The sequence below is a fragment of the Methylomagnum ishizawai genome (assembly GCF_019670005.1).
GTDB lineage: Bacteria > Pseudomonadota > Gammaproteobacteria > Methylococcales > Methylococcaceae > Methylomagnum > Methylomagnum ishizawai.
Map to the genome: position 1 here is coordinate 1,247,370 of NZ_AP019783.1, position 17,425 is coordinate 1,264,794.

Genomic DNA, 17,425 nt, shown 5'->3' on the forward strand with positions numbered 1-17,425 from the left:
CCAGGTGGGAGAGCTTAGGCGGTGGGGGCGGGGGTTTCCGTGGCCTATTGCCCGGTTTTGGGGCGTACTATTTGCCGGAAATCCACCTTGCAAGGATGGGGGTGATGAACTACCGGGAGCCGGTGTCTGGAAAGGCGGGGGTGGGAAGGGAGGCGGGCGGCCCAAGCCGCCCGCGGGTCTGGCCCGGAAAGCACCCGGATCAGTCGTCCCCGCCCAGCACGCCCAGGATTTGCAGCAGGCTGGTGAACAGGTTGTAGATCGACACGTACAGGCTCACCGTCGCCATGATGTAGTTGGTTTCGCCGCCGTGGACGATCTGGCTGGTCTCGAACAGGATCATGCCCGCCATCAGCACGATGAACATGGCCGATACCGCCAGCGACAGCCCCGGAATCTCGAAGAAGATCGCGCCGAGTCCCGCCAGGAACGCCACCAGCACGCCCGCCATCAACATCCCGCCCAGGTAGCTGAAGTCCTTGCGGGTGGTCAAGGCATAGGCCGAAAGCCCGACGAAGGTCACGCCGGTGCCGCCGAGGGCGGTCATCACCAACTGGGTGCCGTTGGCGTAATGGCCGATATAGGCGTTGAGGATCGGTCCCAGGGTCAGCCCCATGAAGCCGGTCAGCGCGAACACGAAGCCGATGCCGAGGGCGCTGTTGCGGAATTTGGTGGTCAGGAACAGCAGCCCGAAATAGCCGACCAAGGTCACGACCAGCCCCGGATGCGGCAGGTCGAAAGCCATGGACAGCCCGGCGGTCAGGGCGCTGAACAGCAAGGTCATCGACAACAACAGGTAGGTGTTGCGGATGACCTTGTTGGTTTCCAAGACGCCCGCTTGGGCGCGCGGATAAGCCACATTCACTTCGTTCATTAAGGTAGCTCCTTGGGTTGTTGAACGATGGATAGAGACCGGAAAATGGTACAGTAGTTTTTTCCAGCCGTGCAAAATCCCCGATCTAGGAAATCCACCATGTCCGATCCGTTCCGCGAGCGCTTGTTCCGATTGATCGCCGACCTGGTGCTATGCCATTCGCCCAGCGGCGCGGAGCAGGAGATCGACGCCTATCTGCTGGCCTGGCTGGGCGAGCGCGGCATCCCCGCCAGCCAGGACGCGGCGGGCAATATCATCGTCCGCATTCCGGGCCGTGATGGTTCCAGAACCCTGGCCATCACCGCCCACAAGGACGAAATCGGCGGTATCGTCAAAGGCATCCGCGACAATGGCCGGATCGAGGTCCGCAAGCTGGGCGGGGCGTTCCCCTGGGTGTGGGGCGAGGGCGTGGTGGACCTTCTGGGCGACCGCGCCACCTTGCCCGGCGTCTTGAGCTTCGGCTCTCGCCATGTCTCCCACGAATCCCCGCAAAAGGTCTACGAGGAGGAGCGCCCGCCGCGTTGGGAAACCGTGTGGGTGGATTGCAAATGCAGCCGTTCCGATTTGGCGGAGGCCGGCATCCGGCCCGGTACCCGCGTGGTGGTGGGCAAGCACCGCAAACAGCCGTTCCGCCTGGGCGGCGACTACATCGCCAGCTACGCCCTGGACAATAAGGCGGTGGTGGCGGTGTTGCTGCTCCTGGCCGAATCCCTCAAACATCCGGGGCCGGAGCTGTATTTGGTGTTTTCCTCGAAAGAAGAAGTGGGCGGCATCGGTGCCCTGTATTTCACCCAGCGCAACCCTGTCGGCGAACTGATCGCCCTGGATATTGCCCCCAAGTCTTCCGAGTATCCCATCGTTTCCGACCATGACCCGGTGTTGTTATCCCAGGACAGCTATGGCATGTACGACGAAGGCCTCAACGCCCGGCTCAAAGCCGCCGCCCGCGGGGCCGGGGTGGCCGTCCAGCACGCCATCCTCTGCCAATTCGGCAGCGACGCCTCGGTGTCGATGAAATGGGGCCATGTGCCACGGGCCGCGTGTTTGGGTTTTCCCGCCGATAACACCCATGGCTATGAAATCGCCCACTTCGGGGCGCTCGAAGCCTGTTTCCGCATCCTGGAAACCTATGGTCGAACTTGAACCGCCGTGGCCGGGTTTGGTCAGAAGGGATGTGTCCAGTATCCTCCTCGCGGGCTTGATTTTACCCAGATCAACACCATATAAAGCAGCAATTCCCCAGCACCCCTGTAGGTTGTTATCCATGAAGAAACTCACCGGATTGATATTCAGCATCTTGGTCGCCTCCGCCCTGGCGGTGTCGGGCACCGGCGATGCCTATGCCAAACGCCTGGGCGGCGGTTCCTCCTTCGGCAGCCGTCCGTCCTATAGCCAACCCTATAACCGCTCCACCACGCCCAGCGCACAGCCGGGCTACAACACGGCCCAGCAACCGGCCTATTCCCCGGCGGCGCAACGGAACCAGGGCATCCGCGATTCCCTGGCCCAGCGCGGCGGGTTCATGCGGATGCTGGGCGGTCTGGCCTTGGGCGGCTTGCTCGGGGCGATGCTGTTCGGCGGCGGTTTCGAGGGCATCAACTTCCTCGATATCCTGCTGTTCGCCGGGGTCGCTTTCCTCTTGTTCAAGCTGTTCGCGGCGCGGCGCGGTGCCGCGATGGGCCGTCCCGCACCGGCCCAGGGCTATTATCCGCCCGAGCCGGAGGCCGAACCGCAGTCCTATCAGCGCCAAGCCGGGGCCGGTTTCGATACCGATGTGATGGCCAATAAAACCCGCGTGGGCGGGGCCGCCGGTTTCCAAGCCGCGGCGGCGTTGCCCGCCGATTTCGACGCGGCGGCGTTCCTGAACGGGGCCAAGGCGGCCTATGCCCTGATGCAGCAGGCTTGGGACCGGGGCGATCTGGCCGACCTCCGCTCCCTGACCACCGACAAGGTGTTCGGCGAATTGCAGGATCAACTGCGTGCCCGTGGCGGTGCCCCCAACCAGACCGAACTGCTCCAGGTCGAGGCCGAAATCCTCGAAGTCCGCGATAGCGGGGCGGATCGGGAAGTGGCGGTGCTGTTCGATACCATGCTGCGGGAAGCGCCGGGCGAAGCCCCGGCCCAGGTCCGCGAGGTCTGGCATTTCACGCGGCCCCGCAATAGCCGCCAGCCGACTTGGTTCCTGGACGGCATCCAGCAAGTGGAAGCCTGATAACCGCCGACGGGGCCGGCCGGGATGATTACCGTCCCGGTCGGCCCCGTCGTGTTTGGGGCGTTATGAAAAAGAAGCTCGGTGTGTTGTTGGCGGTGGTCTGGATCGCCGTATGGGTTTGGCGCGGGTTCGCGGACCGGGTCTCCCCCGAGGTGGTGTTCATGAGCCTCCAGGGCGAGCGTATCCGGCTCGGGGACTTGCGGGGCCATCCGGTACTGGTAAGCTTCTGGGCCAGCGATTGCCGGGCCTGTGTCGAGGAAATGCCCGAACTGGCCGCGCTCCACCGCGATTACGCCGGGCGCGGCTTCAAGCTGATCGCGGTGGCGATGCGCTACGACCTGCCGAACCATGTGGTCGAGTTGTCGCGGGCGGCGCGATTGCCCTATGGGGTGGCGCTGGACCCCTTGGGGGAAATCGCCGCCGCTTTTGGCGGGGTCGAACTGGTGCCCAATCATTTCCTGCTCGATCCCCAGGGCCGCGTCGCCCTCCATAAGCTGGGGCGGATGGCCGCCGGGGAACTCTGTCCTTTGATCGAACCCATGCTAGGGGAGAACTGATTCCATGTGGTTGAAAGCCTTCCATTTGATTTTCATGGTGACTTGGTTCGCCGGTTTGTTCTACCTGCCGCGCTTGTTCGTCTATCACGCCATGAGTTCCGACGCGGTCGGCATCGAGCGCTTCAAGCTCATGGAGCGCAAGCTCTACTATGGCATCATGACGCCGGGGATGGTGTTGACCTTCGTGTTCGGGGTTTGGATGCTGGCCGATTATGCCTGGGCCGCTTACGGCAGCCAGGGTTGGCTCCACGCCAAGCTGGGCTTGCTGGCGTTGCTGGTGGGTTATCACTTCATGTGCGGCCAGTGGTTGGCCGACTTCAAGCACGACCGCAATGTCCGCAGCCATGTTTATTACCGCTGGGCCAACGAAGTCCCGGTGTTGTTCCTGTTCGCCATCGTGTTGCTGGCGGTGGTCAAGCCGTTTTGAAGCCCGCCGCGACCTTGTTCATCTTTAGGAGAAAGCCATGCCGACCTACGATTATCAATGCCAAGCCTGTTCTCATCCCTATACCGCTATGCACAAGATCAGCGAATCCGCCCCGCCTTGCCCGGAATGCGGCAGCACCGAGGTGAAGAAGCTGTTATCGGCCCCGGCGGTGCATGGTGGTTCTAGCAGCCGCCAAGAATTCGCGCCCTGTGGCGTACCGGCGGCGGGGGGCTGTGGTTCCGGGATGTGCGGGCACAGCCATTAGGCCGATATACCCTCCTGCGGATTACCCCGCCTGACGCGGGAGGAGATCGGAACCATGCTGCGCTTGATCGATGTCGAGTGGAAGGATGCGCGGTTTTATCAGGCGGTGCTCGCCGAGGGCGAAGGGGTGGGTCGTCGGGGGCGAGGCCGATATGCTGCTGCGTATCCTGCGCCGCCGCTTGGCTGGCCCGCTCCACCGCGTCCTGAGCGCTGGGCCGGGCCTCAGGCGATCCGTTCCCGCCTGAAGCCCGCCGCGTCGAAGCACAGCGCCCATTCCTCCCCGTTCCATTCGGGCAGCACGAAGCGCTGGCAGTTGTTCCCCTCGATATTCAGTTCATGCACCTGGGGTCTGTGGGTATGGCCATGGATCAACCGGGCCACGCCCGCGCCGCGCAGGGCTTCCGCCACCGTTTGCCCGTTCACGTCCATGATCTCGTAGGTTTTGCCGCTTTTGTCCAGGCCGCTCTTGAAGCGGTACCAGCGGGCATAGAGCCGCCGCAGCCACAAGGGTTTGCCCAATGCGTCCCGTTTCCAGGCTTCCGTACGGATTCTGGCGCGGGCCGTTTGGTATTGCACATCGTCGGTGCAGAGCAGATCGCCGTGGGTGAGGAGGGTGGGCGCGCCGTAGAGGTCGATCACGGCGTAATCGCCGAGCAACCGGACGCCGGTTTCCTCCGCGAAGCGCTGGCCCAACAGGAAGTCGCGGTTGCCATGCTGGAAGAACACCTCGGTGCCGCTCTCCACCAATCGCTTCAAGCCCGCTTTGACCTCGCGGTTGGGCCGGGAATCGTCGTCGTCGCCGAGATAGGCATCGAACAAATCGCCCAGGATGTAGAGCCTTTCGGCCCCTTGGGCCTGGGCGTCGAGGAAGCGCAGGAAACGCCGTGCCGTGTCCGGCCTCGCGGCCGAGAGGTGCAGGTCGGAGACGAACAGCGTTTCCCGGCGCATGGGGCCTATTCGCCGATCACGCTGGCTTTTTCGATGGTGATGGGGGTTTTGGGCACGTCGCCGTAGGGGCCGTGGTTGCCGGTGGGGATGGTCGCCATCTTGTCCACCACGTCCATGCCCGAGGTCACTTCGCCGAACACGGCATAGCCCCAGCCCTGCGGGGTTTTGCTCTTGAAGTCGAGGAAACCGTTGTCCTTGTAGTTGATGAAGAACTGCGCGGAGGCGGAGTCCGGGTCCGGGGTGCGGGCCATGGCGAGGGTACCGCGCAGGTTCTTGAGGCCGTTGTCGGCTTCGTTCTTGATGGGGGCGTGGGTGGGCTTCTGGGTGAAATCCGCCGTGAAGCCGCCGCCCTGGGCCATGAAGCCGGGGATGACGCGGTGGAAGATGGTGCCGTTGTAATGGCCTTCCTTGACATAGGCCAGGAAGTTCTGGACGGTCGCGGGGGCCTTGGCGGCATCCAGCTTGATGACGATTTCGCCGAGGCTGGTTTCCAGTTTCACTTGGGGGGAGGTGTCGGTCACTTTGGGTTTCTCCTGGGGTTTGGGTTTATCGGCGGCTTGGCAGTTCAGCGTCAGGCCAAGGGCGCATAGGAACAAGGCGGCTGGTACTCGCATCGTGGTTCGCTCGTGATGGATCGGAAGGCTCGGAAAACCATGGCGGGGTCGCCAGAGGGCGCAAGTTTAACCCCGCTTCCGCCGGTTCCCAAGCGGAGCTTGGGCGTCCGTGGGCGCGGGCCGCCCAGGCCCGGCACTGGCTGCCCGCGTCCCGGCTTCCGCCACCACCCCGGAATGCCCGTCCAGGTGCTTGTATTCCACCGTGATATCCCGGTCCTGGGCCGCGACCACGAAATCGTCCAGGGTTTCCAGAATATCCTGGTCGATGAATTGCGCCCGCCCGCCATCGACGATGACATAGCCGCCATCCTCGATCCGTCCCAGCAGATCGCGCAGCGGTGCCTTGTTCAGGAAGGACACGTCCTTGTGCAGCCGCAACAGGTAATGGCGGCCATCGCGGGTCAGGGTGATGGCGGCGTGGAAATTGGCGCGGACCACATAGAACATGCCGCACGCCATGCCGATGGCGATGCCTTCGAGCAGATCGGTCAGGAGGATCGCCAACAGGGTCACGAGGAAGGGCGCGAACTGGCTGGTGCCCTTGTGGTATAGCGCCACGAACAGCCGGGGCCGGGCCAGCTTGTAGCCGGTCAGGATCAAAATGGCGGCGAGGCAGGCCAGGGGGATCAGGTTCAGATAGGCCGGCAGCAACAACACGCTCAAGAGCAAGAGCAGGCCATGGACGAAACTCGCCACCTTGGTCCTGCCGCCCGCCATCACATTGGCCGAACTGCGCACGATCACCGAGGTCATCGGCAAGCCGCCCAGCAGCCCGCTGAGGATATTGCCAAGGCCCTGCGCCCGTAGTTCGCGGTCGGTGGGCGCGACCCGTTTCCAGGGGTCGAGCTTGTCCACGGCTTCGAGGCTCAACAGCGATTCCAGGCTGGCGACCAAGGCCAGGGTGAGGGCCACGGTATAGGCTTCGGGATTGTTCCATTGGCCGAAATCCGGCGGGGTCAGTTGCCCCAGGAAGCCTTGGATGCCCTGGAAGCCCGGCAGGCTGACCAGATGTTCCGGCGGGATGGCGAAGCCGGGCGCGTGGTCGCGGCTGTATAGGTTGAAACCGATGCCCCAGGCCACGGCGACCAAGGGTCCGGGCACCAGCGCCAACACCGGGTTGCGCTTGAACCCGTCGGTTTCCCATAGCCGCATGACCAGGATCGCCCCCAGGCTGACCACCATGGCCCCTGGACACAGCGCGTCCAGCGAATAGGCCAGTTCCGAGAAGGTGGTGTGGGCGTCGCTCTGGGCGAAGGCTTCGTCGCCCTCGTAGTCGGCGTCGTAGCCCACGGCGTGCGGAATCTGCTTGAGGATCAGGATCAAGCCGATGGCCGCCAACATGCCCTTGATGACCGCCGCCGGGAAGTACGCTCCGATCACCCCGGCCCGCAGCAAGCCCAGCACGACTTGCATGAGGCCCGCCACCACCACGCTATAGAGGAAGGCCGGATAGCTCCCCAGCTTTTCGATGGAACCCAGCACGATGACCGTGAGTCCCGCCGCCGGGCCGCTGACGCTGAGCTGGGAACCGCTGGCCCAGGTCACCACCAAACCGCCGACCAGGCCGGCCACCAAGCCCGCCAGCAAGGGCGCGCCCGAAGCCAGGGCCACGCCCAGGCACAAGGGCAGGGCGACCAGGAACACCACGATCCCGGCGGGTACATCGTGGCCGAGATGGGCGAGATAGTCCGTGGGGCGTTTGGGGTTCATCCCGCGCCCTCAGTCTGGATCGGCGTATTGGTAGATCGACTCGATCCTATGGTCCGGGGTCAGGGTGATCAATTCCTTGATGATGCCGTCGTTGAGCCCGTAGACCCAGCCGTGCAGGGACGGGCGGCGTTCCTGCTTCCACGCCTGTTGGATGATCGAGGTATGGGCCAGCCGGTACACCTGCTCGATGATGTTGTGTTCCACCAACCTATCCACTTGCGCCTCGCGGGTCGGCAGGATTTCGATCTCGTCCTGGTGCAAGCGGTACACGTCCTTGATGTGCATCAGCCATTTGTTGACCAGGGTCAGGTCGGGGCGCTGTTTTTGCAGGGCGGCTTTCACGCCGCCGCAGTTGTAATGGCCGCAGACGATGACGTGCTTGACCTTCAGCACCGCCACCGCGAACTGCACCACGCTGAGGCTGTTGAAATCGGTGGTGATGACTTGGTTGGCGATATTGCGGTGGACGAAGATTTCGCCCGGCTCGGCGTTGATGGTGAGCTCGGCGGGCACCCGGCTATCGGAACAGCCGATCCACAGGAAATCCGGGGTCTGTTCCTTGGCGAGGCGCATGAAATACTCGGGTTCGCGGACGGTCTTCTCTTCCGCCCAGGCTTTGTTTTCCAATAGCAAGCGTTCGTAGGGTCTCATGGCGGCGTTTCCTTGATGGTGGGGCCAGATTGAAGGTCCATGGGATTTTAGGGGATGGCGCGGAATGTATCGCACCTCTGGCGGGATGGATAGCAGGGATTTGCGGGTTCCACGCCCCGGTCTGGGAACGGGCCGGAGCCGGTGGCCTAGGGCACCAGATAGCGCAGCGGCGAACCCAGGCCATCGGCATAGGCGGGCGCGTCCTCGACCTGGTTCACATGGTAGACCCAAGCCTCTACCGCGGCCCGGCTGGCGTCCAGCACCACGCCGGGCGCGAGGCCCAGCCACAGCGCCAAGCCGGCCAGGACCGCCATCAACAGCGTTTCGCGGGGACGCAGGTCCAACCCGCTCTGGCCAGCATCCGCCGACACCGGCCCGAAGCCCGCCCGCCTATAGAAACCCAGGCAATACGCCGCGCCCAGCACCACCCCGAGCAAGGCCGCGAACCCCGAACCGGGATGGGCGATGAACGCCCCGATCACGATCAAATGCTCGGCGGCGAAACCATTGGTGCCCGGCACCCCCATGGACGCCAACCCGAACAGGAACAGGAACGCGGCCCAGCGCGGCAAGGTCCGGGCCGTGCCGCCCACATGGGCCAGATCGGTCGAACCCAGCCGCTGGTGCAGGAATCCCGCCAGCAAGAACAAGCCGCCCGAGATCAGCGGGAAATTGATGAGTTGGAACAGCGCCCCCTGCACGCCCTGCGGGTTCAACGTGGCGAGGCCGATCACCACCAAGCCGGCGTGGCTGACGCTGGAATAGGCCAGCAAGCGCCGCAGGTTGGTTTGCCGGAGCGCCAGCAAAGCGCCATACACCACGCCCACGCTGCCCAGGAAACCCAGGAGCCAAGCATGGTGCTGGGCCGCTTCCGGCACCAAGGGCAGGGCGTAGCGCAGTATCCCGAACAAGCCCAGCTTCAACCCGGTCAGCAAGGCCGCGAGTCCCGCCGGGCCTTCCATCGCCACCGTCGGTAGCCAGGTGTGGAACGGGACCAAGGGCGCTTTCACCGCGAAGCCCAACAACAGCAGCAGGAAGGCCGCCGTGCGCGGTTCCTCCGCCGGGGCCAGTTTGAGCAGGGTCGGATAATCGAACGACAACCCGCCCGGCATGGGCAGCCCCATTTGCTGCCCATGCTCGAAGGCCAAGAGCAGGATGCCGAACAGCAGGGGAATCCCGCCGCCCAGCATGAACAAGGTGTATTTCAGGGCGGCATGGCGGCGCTCCGGCCCGATGCCCCATAGGCTGGTGAGGAAGAAAATCGGCACCAGGGTCAGTTCCCAGAACAGGAAGAACAAGCCCAGGTCGATGGCGCAGAACACGCCCAGGGTGGCGCTTTCCAACAGCAATAGCAGGGCCAGATACAGCTGCACCTGGGTCCGCACCGCGGTCCAGGATGCCACCATCACCGCGAGGGTCAACAGCGCCGTCAGGGCCGGGAACGGCAGCGACAAGCCATCCAGCCCCAAGGCGTATTCGAGGTTCAAGCTGGGTATCCAAGGATGGCGTTCGATGAATTGCATCCCGGTGGAGGTGGCGTCGAATTCCGCGAACAGGCCGAGGGACAATGCTAATTCCACGCCCGCCATGGCCAGGGCGTAGCGCCGGGCCGTACCCGCCTCGCGGCAGCCGAACAACAACGGGACGGCGGCGAGCGGCAGCAGGATCAGCAGGGAAAGATAGGGAAAACCAGCGGGATGCATCCGGGAGCCTGTCAAGGAGTGGGAGTGGGATCGAACCGTGCCGCCAGCGCCCCCACCGAGGTTTCCACCAGGGCCAGCCAAGGCTCGGAATAGAACCCCACGCCCACCAGCACCGCGCACAAGCTGCCGGTCAGCAAGGCTTCCGCCGGGCCGAGCTGGGTTTTGAGCGGGCGGATCACGGTTTCCCGGCGCGGGGCCAAAAACGCTTGTTGGAACGCCCGCAGCAAGAACGCCGCCGCCAGCACGTTGCCGATGGCGAGCGCGGTCGCCACGCCCCAGTCATGGGTTTCGATGGCCCCTTCCAGCAGCAGATGGGCGGCGTCGAAACCGGGCGTGCCCGGCATCGCCATGGTGCTGAGCGCGGCCAGCAGGAAGGTCAGGCCCAGCAGCGGCATGGGATCGAACAATTCCCCCAGCCGCGGCAGCAAGGCGCTGCCGGCCCGGTGCAGCACCAAGCCCGAGGCGAACAACAAGGCGCTCGCCGCCACCCCGAAATTGACCGCCAACAGCAGCGCCCCGGCCAAGCCCTCCCGGTTCAGGCAGAACACCCCGATCACCAACATGCCGGTATGGCTGACCGCCGCGAAAGCCAGGAGGCGGCGCAGGTTCAATTGCATCAGGGCCAGCAGCGCCCCGTAGAAAATCCCGCACAGCCCCAGGCCCGCCGCCAGCGGCTTGAAGGCATGGACGGCCTCGGGCAGTAGCGGCAGGAACCGCAGCAAGGCATAGATGCCCAACTTGGTGCCGACCAGGAACACCCCGGCGGTGGCCAGGGTGCCGTGCTGGGACAGTTCGGGCAGCCAGGCATGGAACGGGAATTGCGCCATCCTTACCCCCAGCCCGAAGAACACGAAGGCGAACGCCAGGTTTTGCAGGCTCCCCGCGGGCGGCGTGGCGGCGAGGTCGGCCAGCTCGAACGACCAATCCCCGGTCGCGTCGGCATGGTTCCAGCCCAGGATGGCGAGTCCCACCCCCAGCAGGAACAAGCCGCTGGCGATGAAATGCACATACAGCCCCGTGGCCCGCCGCCGTTCGCGGCCCCGGCCCCAGCGCAGCGAGAGATAGGCGGCGGGCAGCATTTCGACCCCGGCCAGCAGCCAGAATTGCAGGGCGTCCAGCGCCGTGAACAAGCCCATCAACACCGCCTCGTAGCCGAAGATCGCCGCCATGTACTGGCCGGGCGGCTTGGCCCCGGCCACATGCCCGTATAACACCAACCACAGGCCCGACAAGGCCGTGGCCGCGATGAATAGCGCGTTCAGCCCGTCGATGCCGGTGTGCCAATTCAAAAAAGGCAACAAGGCGACGCGCTCCACGAATTGCGCCTGGGCCGAACCGGGGTCCAGCGCGTACAGCACATAGCCCGCCAAGGCCAATTCCAGCCCGGCGATCAACAGGGCGGCCCAGAGGGTTTGGCGGCGGTCGCGGGTCAAGGGCAAGATCCACAGGCCCAGCAAGGGCAGGACGATCAGCAGGGTGCAGACCGGAAGCGCTGGGCCGGGGGCGATGGGCATGGCGGTCATAAACAGGCGAGCAAAACGATGATGACCAAAAGGGTCGGATAGCGGGGCCGCAACAGGCCCGCCTCGATGCGGTTGAGTTGGGTGCCGAGCCTGCGGCCCTGGGCGATCAAATCGCGGCCCACGCCCGCCAGCACCAGCCGTTCCTCGAACCAATGCAGGCTTTCGGCGATGCGTTGGAGGACCCGCCCCGGCAAGCCGCCCAGGTGCGGAGCGCCGCCGTCCACGCTGGGCGCGGCGGGACTCGATAGACCGACCAGGGGATCGACCACGCTGCCATCGAAGCGCTCCAAATCGGCGGCATAGCCCTGGACTTGCCGGGTGGTGAAGATATCCACCGCCTCCTCCAGCCAGAACCGCCGCGTCGCCGCCAGATACAGCCAGCGCTGCCGCGCCATCCAGGCGGGTGGCGGGCGGGTGGGCATCCCGGCGATGTGGTGCATGAGCGCGGGCGCGGTGAGGAATTGATAGCCGCGCACCACGGCATGGGCCGCGAGATGCCAAGCCGCGAGGCTCCACAGCCCCAGCCCGCATTCCAGGAACATCAGCCCGACTTGGCCCATTGTCGAAAACACCAGGGCCGATTTCACATCGGTCTGCACCAGTCCGCACAGGAAGCCATACAACGCCGTCGCCAGCCCCAGCAATGCCATCAAGGCCATGACCAGCGGGGCTTGGGAAAACACCGACTCCAGCCGCAGCACCAAATACACCCCGGCATGGACCATCACCGCGCCGTAGAAGATGGCGCTCGAAGGCGTCGGTCCTTCCATGGCGCGGGCCAGCCAGGGCGCGAAGGGTATTTGGGCCGATTTGGCCGTCGCCGCCAGCAGGAAACAGGCGGCGAGGACGCCCGCCTTGGCCGGTTCCAAGACCGCGCCCTGGGCCAGGATTTGCGGCCATTCCACGCCTCCGGTCCAGACATAGGCGAAATAAATCCCCAGTATGAAACCGGCGTCCCCGACCCGGTTGGTGACAAAGGCGCGGGTGGCGTTGCCCGCCGCCGTCGGGCGGTCGTAGGCGTAGGCGATGAGCAGATAGGAACAGACCCCCGCCAGTTCCCAGCCCGCGAAGGCCAGGGGCGCGTTGCCCGCCAGCACGATCAATTGCATGGCTCCGGCGAACAGGGCCAGGATCATGAAAAAGCGGTGGAACCCGGTTTCCCGGTGCAGGTAATGGACCGAGAACCGCGCCGCCATCCAGGCGAACAGCCCGAACAACAACGAGAGCCCAAGCCCCAGGCCGTCGGCGTGGAAGCTAATGTCGATACGGTAATCGCCGCTTTCCAGCCAGGGGCCGAAGTTGATTTGTTCCGGGATCGAGCCCTGGCCGTGCCAGAAGGCCGCGGCGAGCGCGACGAGCAGGCTCGATGCGGTTGCGCCCGTGACCAGCCGGGCGCTGGCGCGTTCCCAGGTTTCGCCCTGGATTCGGCCCGCGAGCAGGCCGAGGCCCAGCGCGGCCGCGGCCAGGATGGGGGGTAGGATGATGGCGGGGACGAGCCAATCAAGCATGGTTTTGGATAGGCTTGGATTGCGGGAGGGTAGCCCTATCCGGGGAGATGGCGCTCAAGAATTGGATGATTTCGCGTATGAAGGGAATGTCGCGCAGCGTTTCTATCTCGGATTCATGCAAGGGGTCGGAGAGCAGATGGATAATCTCTTTTTGCGCCGGGGCGAGCAGTTTCAGTAAGGCTTGGCGCGGTTGATAATGCGCCATGGCTAAAAGCTCGGGGGATGGGGAATAGCCTAGCCAGCGGCTTAACAAGGCGGCATCCCGGAAGAAAACGCTTTCGATCTCGGGGACGGCGAGAACCACCTTGACCGGAATACTATGGGCCACATAGGCCACGGCTTCTTCGATACTCTGGCGGCGATCTTGGATCGATTCAGGATCGATGGTATCGGCATCGGCGACGATCAGCACGGGAACGCGCCGGTCGGCCAATAACGAGCGGGCGAGGGAAGCCATGGACGATAGTCCGCCCGCCGCCACGAAGCGCACCTCCCGTAGCAAATGCTCGGGCAATACCGCTTTCAGCAAGGCTTGGTCAGATGGTCCTTCGGTGATGACATAGGCGATCATAGAATATCCCTCAATCTGACATCGTAATCCGGCAACGCGAGCTCTATACATTTGCGGTGCTTAAGCTTGAGCAGGGCCGAGAAGGTTTGTTGTTCCAAGGCGTAGCTGATTTCTTCGCCATGCCACAGCAGCAGGGTTTGTGGAAAGGAAAACTGGGCCAGAATCCGCGCCGCCTCGGTGAAGCCGGTCCGGCTGAATATCACGCCTATGGTATTGCCGGGACGCCGTAACAATTGATTGCGGAGTTTGGCTATCGGTGCTATATCGATTTTCTTGTCCGAGAAATCCTTACTTTCGACTAGACAGGAAAGCCCTTCGCAATAAATCGCCCCATCGATTTGTTCGACTTCCTCGCCGAAGATTTCCACCCGGTAAGGCCAGCTGATTTCGGCCCCATCCAACTCGAACGCCCGGAGTATCAAATACTCGAAGGCTTTCCCCGACGCCCAGTCCGGGGTATCGCGGCGGGCGATGCCCTCCCAGAGTTGGCGTAATTCGTTCCAGCCGAGGCGGCGGATGCGGTTTTGATAGATGTGGGTTTCTGCCATGGATGGGAGTGATGGGGTTATGCTTGGATTTTGAGGCTGCGGGCCATCATAGCAGTCTTCATTCCGCGCCTCGCGTTGGCCGGATCAAGGCCGGTCCCAAGGCCCCGCTTTTCCCCGCATACCAATCCCCGGACCGCGCCACTTCCGTCAAGGGCCGTAGTTCTTGCGTCCAAGGCTCGAAGCCCCGGCCCGGCACGAACCGGGCTATCATCCCGCTGGCGGGGTCGAGGCTGGCCAGATGCAGCCAGCCATTGCCGATCAATTCCCGGAGCGGCGGCTGGCGTTGGTAGATCGCCGCCAGCACCTCCGGTTGATGCTCCACCACGACTTGCAAGCGCATGGCCTCGTGGATTTCGACCATCTGCCGGGGCAATCCGGTACGCAGGTCGCTGGCCGTGCCTTCCATCACCCCGAACAAGCCCGCCACGTTATGCGGTACCTTGGTCCCGCAGCCATAGCGTTCGTTATCGACGGTGGAAAAGTAATATTCGAGGTTGATTCCCGCCCCCACCGGACCCACCGCGAGCAAGATGCCCTCCAACACCGTGCCGGTGGGGTCTTGGCTGGGATCGTAGGAAATCAGGAACACCCGCCGGTCGAAGAACACCCCCCGGCTCAGGGAACGCCGTCCGATCACGGCGGCGGCGTTGGTGGCATGGCCCAGTTCCGGGCGGGCTTGGCTGAAATCGGCGGCGCGGCCTTGGATATGGGCCAGGGCGCGGGCGGGGCTGGGCCGGCGCGGGGCCGAGGCCAATCTGCGGCAGCGTTCGTGGGCGGAAAGTTGCCGCGCCCGGTCCAGTTCGGCCTTGAGCCGGTCGAAGCCGGGCCGGGCGGCGGGCGGCAGGTCCGCCAGGTCGAACCATTCGATATCCTCGTTGCAGGTGTTGTGTTCCGCCCCGATGAACCGGGTGTCGGCGGGGATCATGATGCCGCGCCCGGCCAGGAGCGCCCGCACTTCCGGGCGGTTGGCCATGGCGGCGAAGGCGCGGGCGTTGGGACCGCCGTGGCGTCCGCTGCACGCCCCGCAATCGTAGGCCGCGAGATGGGGATTGTTCTGGCTGCTGGAACCATGGCCCATCAGCACCACCCAGGGGCCGAAACCATAGGTCAGCCCGGTGTTGCGGAGGAAACCGGCCACCCGGTCGGCTTGCTCGGCATCGGTGAAGCCCAGCCGGGGCCGGGCGGGCGTGGCGGGCGCGCCGTCGTCCGGGGCGGTGAGCGCGAGTTGGGTGGGGACTTGGGGCACCAGCCGGGTTTCGATCCATCCGGCCAGCCCGGCTTGGCGCAGGGGCAGGACCAGCTTGGCGCAGAGGTTCAGCAGGACGCCGGGGGCCAGGACCGGCATCAGCCAGGACGAGGTGACGAGGTTGCGGCGGATTTCCTGATGGAACAGGGCCGAGAGTTTCCGCCAGAAAGCGCGGCCCCGCTCATGGCGGTCTTGCGCGGCGGTTTGCCCGGCGCGGGGTGTTTCCCGGACTTCGTGCGCCGGCGTGACCACGACGGGGCAGAGCGGCGTGACCTGGGCGTCGTCCAAGCCCCGCCAATTCATCGCCACCCCGAAGAAACCCGCCGCGCCCAGGGTTTCCAACCGGGGATTGAGTTCCTCCAGATGGCGGCGGAAGCCTTCCTCGCGGTCGTCCATGCAGAAGATGATTTGCGCCTCGGGTCGTTCCCTACGTTCGGCCCAGGGACCGCGGCCCCGGTTGTGGGCGAGGGCGTTGAAGAGTTCTTCCCGGTAGCGGCGTTCGTAGGCGTTGAGCCAGAGGAAGCCGCGCCGGGAGGGCGTGAATCCATCCAGGGTGGACAACAATTCCGCGCAGCCGGTGGACGCAACAGCGCGGATATCCCGCCCGCACCAACCGAGGTGCTGGGCCAGGCGGAACAAGCGCCAGCCGTCGCCGTGCGGGGTCGGTGCCTGGGGCCGGCCGGCCCGTTGGTTCCAGGCGAAAACCTGGTCGGCCAGTCCGCGCCAACGCTCGCGGTCGGCGGGTTCGTTCCCGGCCTCGGCCAGCGCGCGGCGGGCGGCATGGGCCAGGGATTCCGGCAAGCGGCCTTGGAACAGGCTGTGCCGCACCAGGAATTCCGAGAAGTTGCGCTCGAAATGGCCGCGCAGGGCGGGCAGGGTGGCGGCAACGCCCCAGGTTGGCCGGCACACCCGTTCCAGGGCCAGCCGGTCCAACACCAGCCGGATCGCCAGATAATCCATCAGGGCGGTGGGCGCGGCGCGGTTGGCCGCGTAGCCGGGATGGGTGGCCCGCCAGTTCACCAAGCCGGACCAGCCCGGCAATTCCAGCGCCAGCCGCCGCAGATAGCCTTCCCAACGTTCGCGCGGCAGCCCCAGCCGGGTGAGTTCGCCCGCGACGGCGTCCACGGCCTGGACCGGCAAGGCTTGGAGCGTGGCCCGCCAATCGGGGGTTTCGGCCAGCAGATGGCCCACATCGTCCACGGCCAATCCGCGCCAACCGGCGTAGAGCCCCGCGCCGCGGTCCGGGACGGTCCAGGCGGCCAAGCCTTGGTCCAGGTGGGCGGCGGTGTGGCGGATCAAGGCCGGGCGCACCGTGTCCAGCACATCGGTTCCGGTCAGGCCGAGGATCAGGCCGCGCAGGGTGGTGCCCTCGCCCAGGTCGGCCCAGGTGGTTTCCAGCAGGGCGCGGGCGGCTTCGCGCATCTGGCGGTGGGCCGGTAGGTCCACGGTTGGCGGGACTGCCGGACCGGGCGGTGCCGCCCCATCCGCGATGCCCAGTGTTTCCAGGCAAGCGTTCCATAGCTCGCCCACCAGCGCCCGCTCGTTGACCGCGGCTTTGGGGTCGGCCAATCCGCGTCGATAGGCGTCGAGGAGGTGGCGGCGCGCCGTCGCGGGCAGATCGTCTTGCAGGCGCTCCAGAACCTGGAATTCCGCGGCCCGCCAAGCCAGTTCGGCGGGCGCGAGCGGCTCCACGCCATGGACCAGGGCGATGCGGTACACCGCTTGCCGGGCGATGGCGCGTCCGTTCACCGTCCAGCTTTCGGCCCCGTCGGCATGTTCCGCCAGGACGGCATCCAGGTCTTCGTCCAGGATGCGGCCCTGGGCGTAAAAACGGCGGAACCCGGATTCCGGCAGATAGCCCCGGTTCCCGGTCAGGCGCTCGGCGGCGTCCAGCGCCGCCGGAAACGGCAGGTGTTGATAGCCGTGCAAAGTGTTGTGGTGGACGAAATCCAGGATCGGTGCCTGGCCGGGCAGGATGGGGTCGAGCCGGGCCACCGCCGCTTCCAGCAGGGCGCGGGGATCGTCGGTGGTGGGAAGAGCGGTCGGGGCGTGCGGCGCGGACATGGCTTCCC

Annotated in this window: 16 protein-coding genes; 5 read left to right on the forward strand and 11 right to left on the reverse strand. The window is 65.2% G+C overall.

Annotated elements, in window-relative coordinates:
• Positions 1–199: 199 nt before the first annotated feature.
• On the reverse strand, positions 200–871 hold the full coding sequence (locus K5658_RS05775; RefSeq protein ID WP_221066019.1) for a Bax inhibitor-1/YccA family protein: 672 nt from the start codon (positions 869–871) through the stop codon (positions 200–202).
• A gap of 99 nt (positions 872–970) precedes the next feature.
• On the opposite strand from K5658_RS05775, the gene K5658_RS05780 reads away from it, so the two are divergent.
• The 5 genes from K5658_RS05780 to K5658_RS05800 all read left to right on the forward strand — a co-directional run bounded on the left by K5658_RS05780 (position 971) and on the right by K5658_RS05800 (position 4,332).
• Positions 971–2,014: a M42 family metallopeptidase gene (locus tag K5658_RS05780; protein ID WP_221066020.1), complete on the forward strand. Its 1,044-nt coding sequence runs from the start codon at positions 971–973 to the stop codon at positions 2,012–2,014.
• A 121-nt stretch (positions 2,015–2,135) separates the two neighbouring features.
• Positions 2,136–3,083, forward strand: a complete 948-nt coding sequence (locus tag K5658_RS05785; protein ID WP_221066021.1) for a Tim44 domain-containing protein — start codon at positions 2,136–2,138, stop codon at positions 3,081–3,083.
• Between the two features lie 65 nt (positions 3,084–3,148).
• Positions 3,149–3,640 (forward strand): TlpA disulfide reductase family protein, encoded by a 492-nt coding sequence (locus K5658_RS05790; protein ID WP_221066022.1) that lies wholly within the window; start codon positions 3,149–3,151, stop codon positions 3,638–3,640.
• A gap of 4 nt (positions 3,641–3,644) precedes the next feature.
• Positions 3,645–4,067, forward strand: a complete 423-nt coding sequence (hemJ, locus tag K5658_RS05795; RefSeq protein ID WP_221066023.1) for a protoporphyrinogen oxidase HemJ — start codon at positions 3,645–3,647, stop codon at positions 4,065–4,067.
• Positions 4,068–4,104: 37 nt separating this feature from the next.
• Entirely contained in the window at positions 4,105–4,332 is a 228-nt protein-coding gene (locus tag K5658_RS05800; protein ID WP_221066024.1) for an FmdB family zinc ribbon protein, read from the forward strand.
• 221 nt (positions 4,333–4,553) lie between these two features.
• Here K5658_RS05800 and K5658_RS05805 read toward each other — a convergent pair whose 3' ends face one another.
• The 10 genes from K5658_RS05805 to K5658_RS05850 form a co-directional block, all read right to left on the reverse strand.
• Positions 4,554–5,279 (reverse strand): UDP-2,3-diacylglucosamine diphosphatase, encoded by a 726-nt coding sequence (locus K5658_RS05805; protein ID WP_221066025.1) that lies wholly within the window; start codon positions 5,277–5,279, stop codon positions 4,554–4,556.
• Between the two features lie 5 nt (positions 5,280–5,284).
• Complete coding sequence (locus tag K5658_RS05810) at positions 5,285–5,893, reverse strand: peptidylprolyl isomerase (RefSeq protein ID WP_221066026.1); 609 nt, start codon at positions 5,891–5,893, stop codon at positions 5,285–5,287.
• A gap of 66 nt (positions 5,894–5,959) precedes the next feature.
• Complete coding sequence (locus K5658_RS05815) at positions 5,960–7,603, reverse strand: SulP family inorganic anion transporter (RefSeq protein WP_221066027.1); 1,644 nt, start codon at positions 7,601–7,603, stop codon at positions 5,960–5,962.
• Between the two features lie 9 nt (positions 7,604–7,612).
• Entirely contained in the window at positions 7,613–8,254 is a 642-nt protein-coding gene (locus tag K5658_RS05820) for a carbonic anhydrase (protein ID WP_221066028.1), read from the reverse strand.
• Between the two features lie 146 nt (positions 8,255–8,400).
• Complete coding sequence (locus tag K5658_RS05825; protein ID WP_221066029.1) at positions 8,401–9,957, reverse strand: complex I subunit 4 family protein; 1,557 nt, start codon at positions 9,955–9,957, stop codon at positions 8,401–8,403.
• 11 nt (positions 9,958–9,968) lie between these two features.
• The gene (locus tag K5658_RS05830; RefSeq protein ID WP_221066030.1) at positions 9,969–11,480 is read right to left on the reverse strand and encodes a complex I subunit 4 family protein; all 1,512 of its coding nucleotides are present in this window, start codon (positions 11,478–11,480) and stop codon (positions 9,969–9,971) included.
• The gene (locus K5658_RS05835) at positions 11,477–12,988 is read right to left on the reverse strand and encodes a proton-conducting transporter transmembrane domain-containing protein (protein ID WP_221066031.1); all 1,512 of its coding nucleotides are present in this window, start codon (positions 12,986–12,988) and stop codon (positions 11,477–11,479) included. The genes K5658_RS05830 and K5658_RS05835 overlap by 4 nt, the downstream gene beginning before the upstream one ends.
• On the reverse strand, positions 12,981–13,559 hold the full coding sequence (locus tag K5658_RS05840; protein ID WP_221066032.1) for a hypothetical protein: 579 nt from the start codon (positions 13,557–13,559) through the stop codon (positions 12,981–12,983). The genes K5658_RS05835 and K5658_RS05840 overlap by 8 nt, the downstream gene beginning before the upstream one ends.
• The gene (locus K5658_RS05845) at positions 13,556–14,107 is read right to left on the reverse strand and encodes a restriction endonuclease (RefSeq protein WP_221066033.1); all 552 of its coding nucleotides are present in this window, start codon (positions 14,105–14,107) and stop codon (positions 13,556–13,558) included. The genes K5658_RS05840 and K5658_RS05845 overlap by 4 nt, the downstream gene beginning before the upstream one ends.
• 58 nt (positions 14,108–14,165) lie before the next feature.
• Positions 14,166–17,417 (reverse strand): DUF2309 domain-containing protein, encoded by a 3,252-nt coding sequence (locus K5658_RS05850; protein WP_221066034.1) that lies wholly within the window; start codon positions 17,415–17,417, stop codon positions 14,166–14,168.
• Positions 17,418–17,425: the final 8 nt, after the last annotated feature.

What these genes read in the sequence shown, in the direction of transcription:
- K5658_RS05805 (WP_221066025.1), bottom strand. Translation starts at nt 5,279, where the DNA reads ATGCGCCGGGAAACGCTGTTCGTCTCCGACCTGCACCTCTCGGCCGCG.
- K5658_RS05845 (WP_221066033.1), bottom strand. Translation starts at nt 14,107, where the DNA reads ATGGCAGAAACCCACATCTATCAAAACCGCATCCGCCGCCTCGGCTGG.
- hemJ (WP_221066023.1), top strand. Translation starts at nt 3,645, where the DNA reads ATGTGGTTGAAAGCCTTCCATTTGATTTTCATGGTGACTTGGTTCGCC.
- K5658_RS05790 (WP_221066022.1), top strand. Translation starts at nt 3,149, where the DNA reads ATGAAAAAGAAGCTCGGTGTGTTGTTGGCGGTGGTCTGGATCGCCGTA.
- K5658_RS05835 (WP_221066031.1), bottom strand. Translation starts at nt 12,988, where the DNA reads ATGCTTGATTGGCTCGTCCCCGCCATCATCCTACCCCCCATCCTGGCC.
- K5658_RS05850 (WP_221066034.1), bottom strand. Translation starts at nt 17,417, where the DNA reads ATGTCCGCGCCGCACGCCCCGACCGCTCTTCCCACCACCGACGATCCC.
- K5658_RS05785 (WP_221066021.1), top strand. Translation starts at nt 2,136, where the DNA reads ATGAAGAAACTCACCGGATTGATATTCAGCATCTTGGTCGCCTCCGCC.
- K5658_RS05815 (WP_221066027.1), bottom strand. Translation starts at nt 7,603, where the DNA reads ATGAACCCCAAACGCCCCACGGACTATCTCGCCCATCTCGGCCACGAT.
- K5658_RS05820 (WP_221066028.1), bottom strand. Translation starts at nt 8,254, where the DNA reads ATGAGACCCTACGAACGCTTGCTATTGGAAAACAAAGCCTGGGCGGAA.
- K5658_RS05775 (WP_221066019.1), bottom strand. Translation starts at nt 871, where the DNA reads ATGAACGAAGTGAATGTGGCTTATCCGCGCGCCCAAGCGGGCGTCTTG.
- K5658_RS05830 (WP_221066030.1), bottom strand. Translation starts at nt 11,480, where the DNA reads ATGACCGCCATGCCCATCGCCCCCGGCCCAGCGCTTCCGGTCTGCACC.
- K5658_RS05780 (WP_221066020.1), top strand. Translation starts at nt 971, where the DNA reads ATGTCCGATCCGTTCCGCGAGCGCTTGTTCCGATTGATCGCCGACCTG.
- K5658_RS05840 (WP_221066032.1), bottom strand. Translation starts at nt 13,559, where the DNA reads ATGATCGCCTATGTCATCACCGAAGGACCATCTGACCAAGCCTTGCTG.
- K5658_RS05810 (WP_221066026.1), bottom strand. Translation starts at nt 5,893, where the DNA reads ATGCGAGTACCAGCCGCCTTGTTCCTATGCGCCCTTGGCCTGACGCTG.
- K5658_RS05825 (WP_221066029.1), bottom strand. Translation starts at nt 9,957, where the DNA reads ATGCATCCCGCTGGTTTTCCCTATCTTTCCCTGCTGATCCTGCTGCCG.
- K5658_RS05800 (WP_221066024.1), top strand. Translation starts at nt 4,105, where the DNA reads ATGCCGACCTACGATTATCAATGCCAAGCCTGTTCTCATCCCTATACC.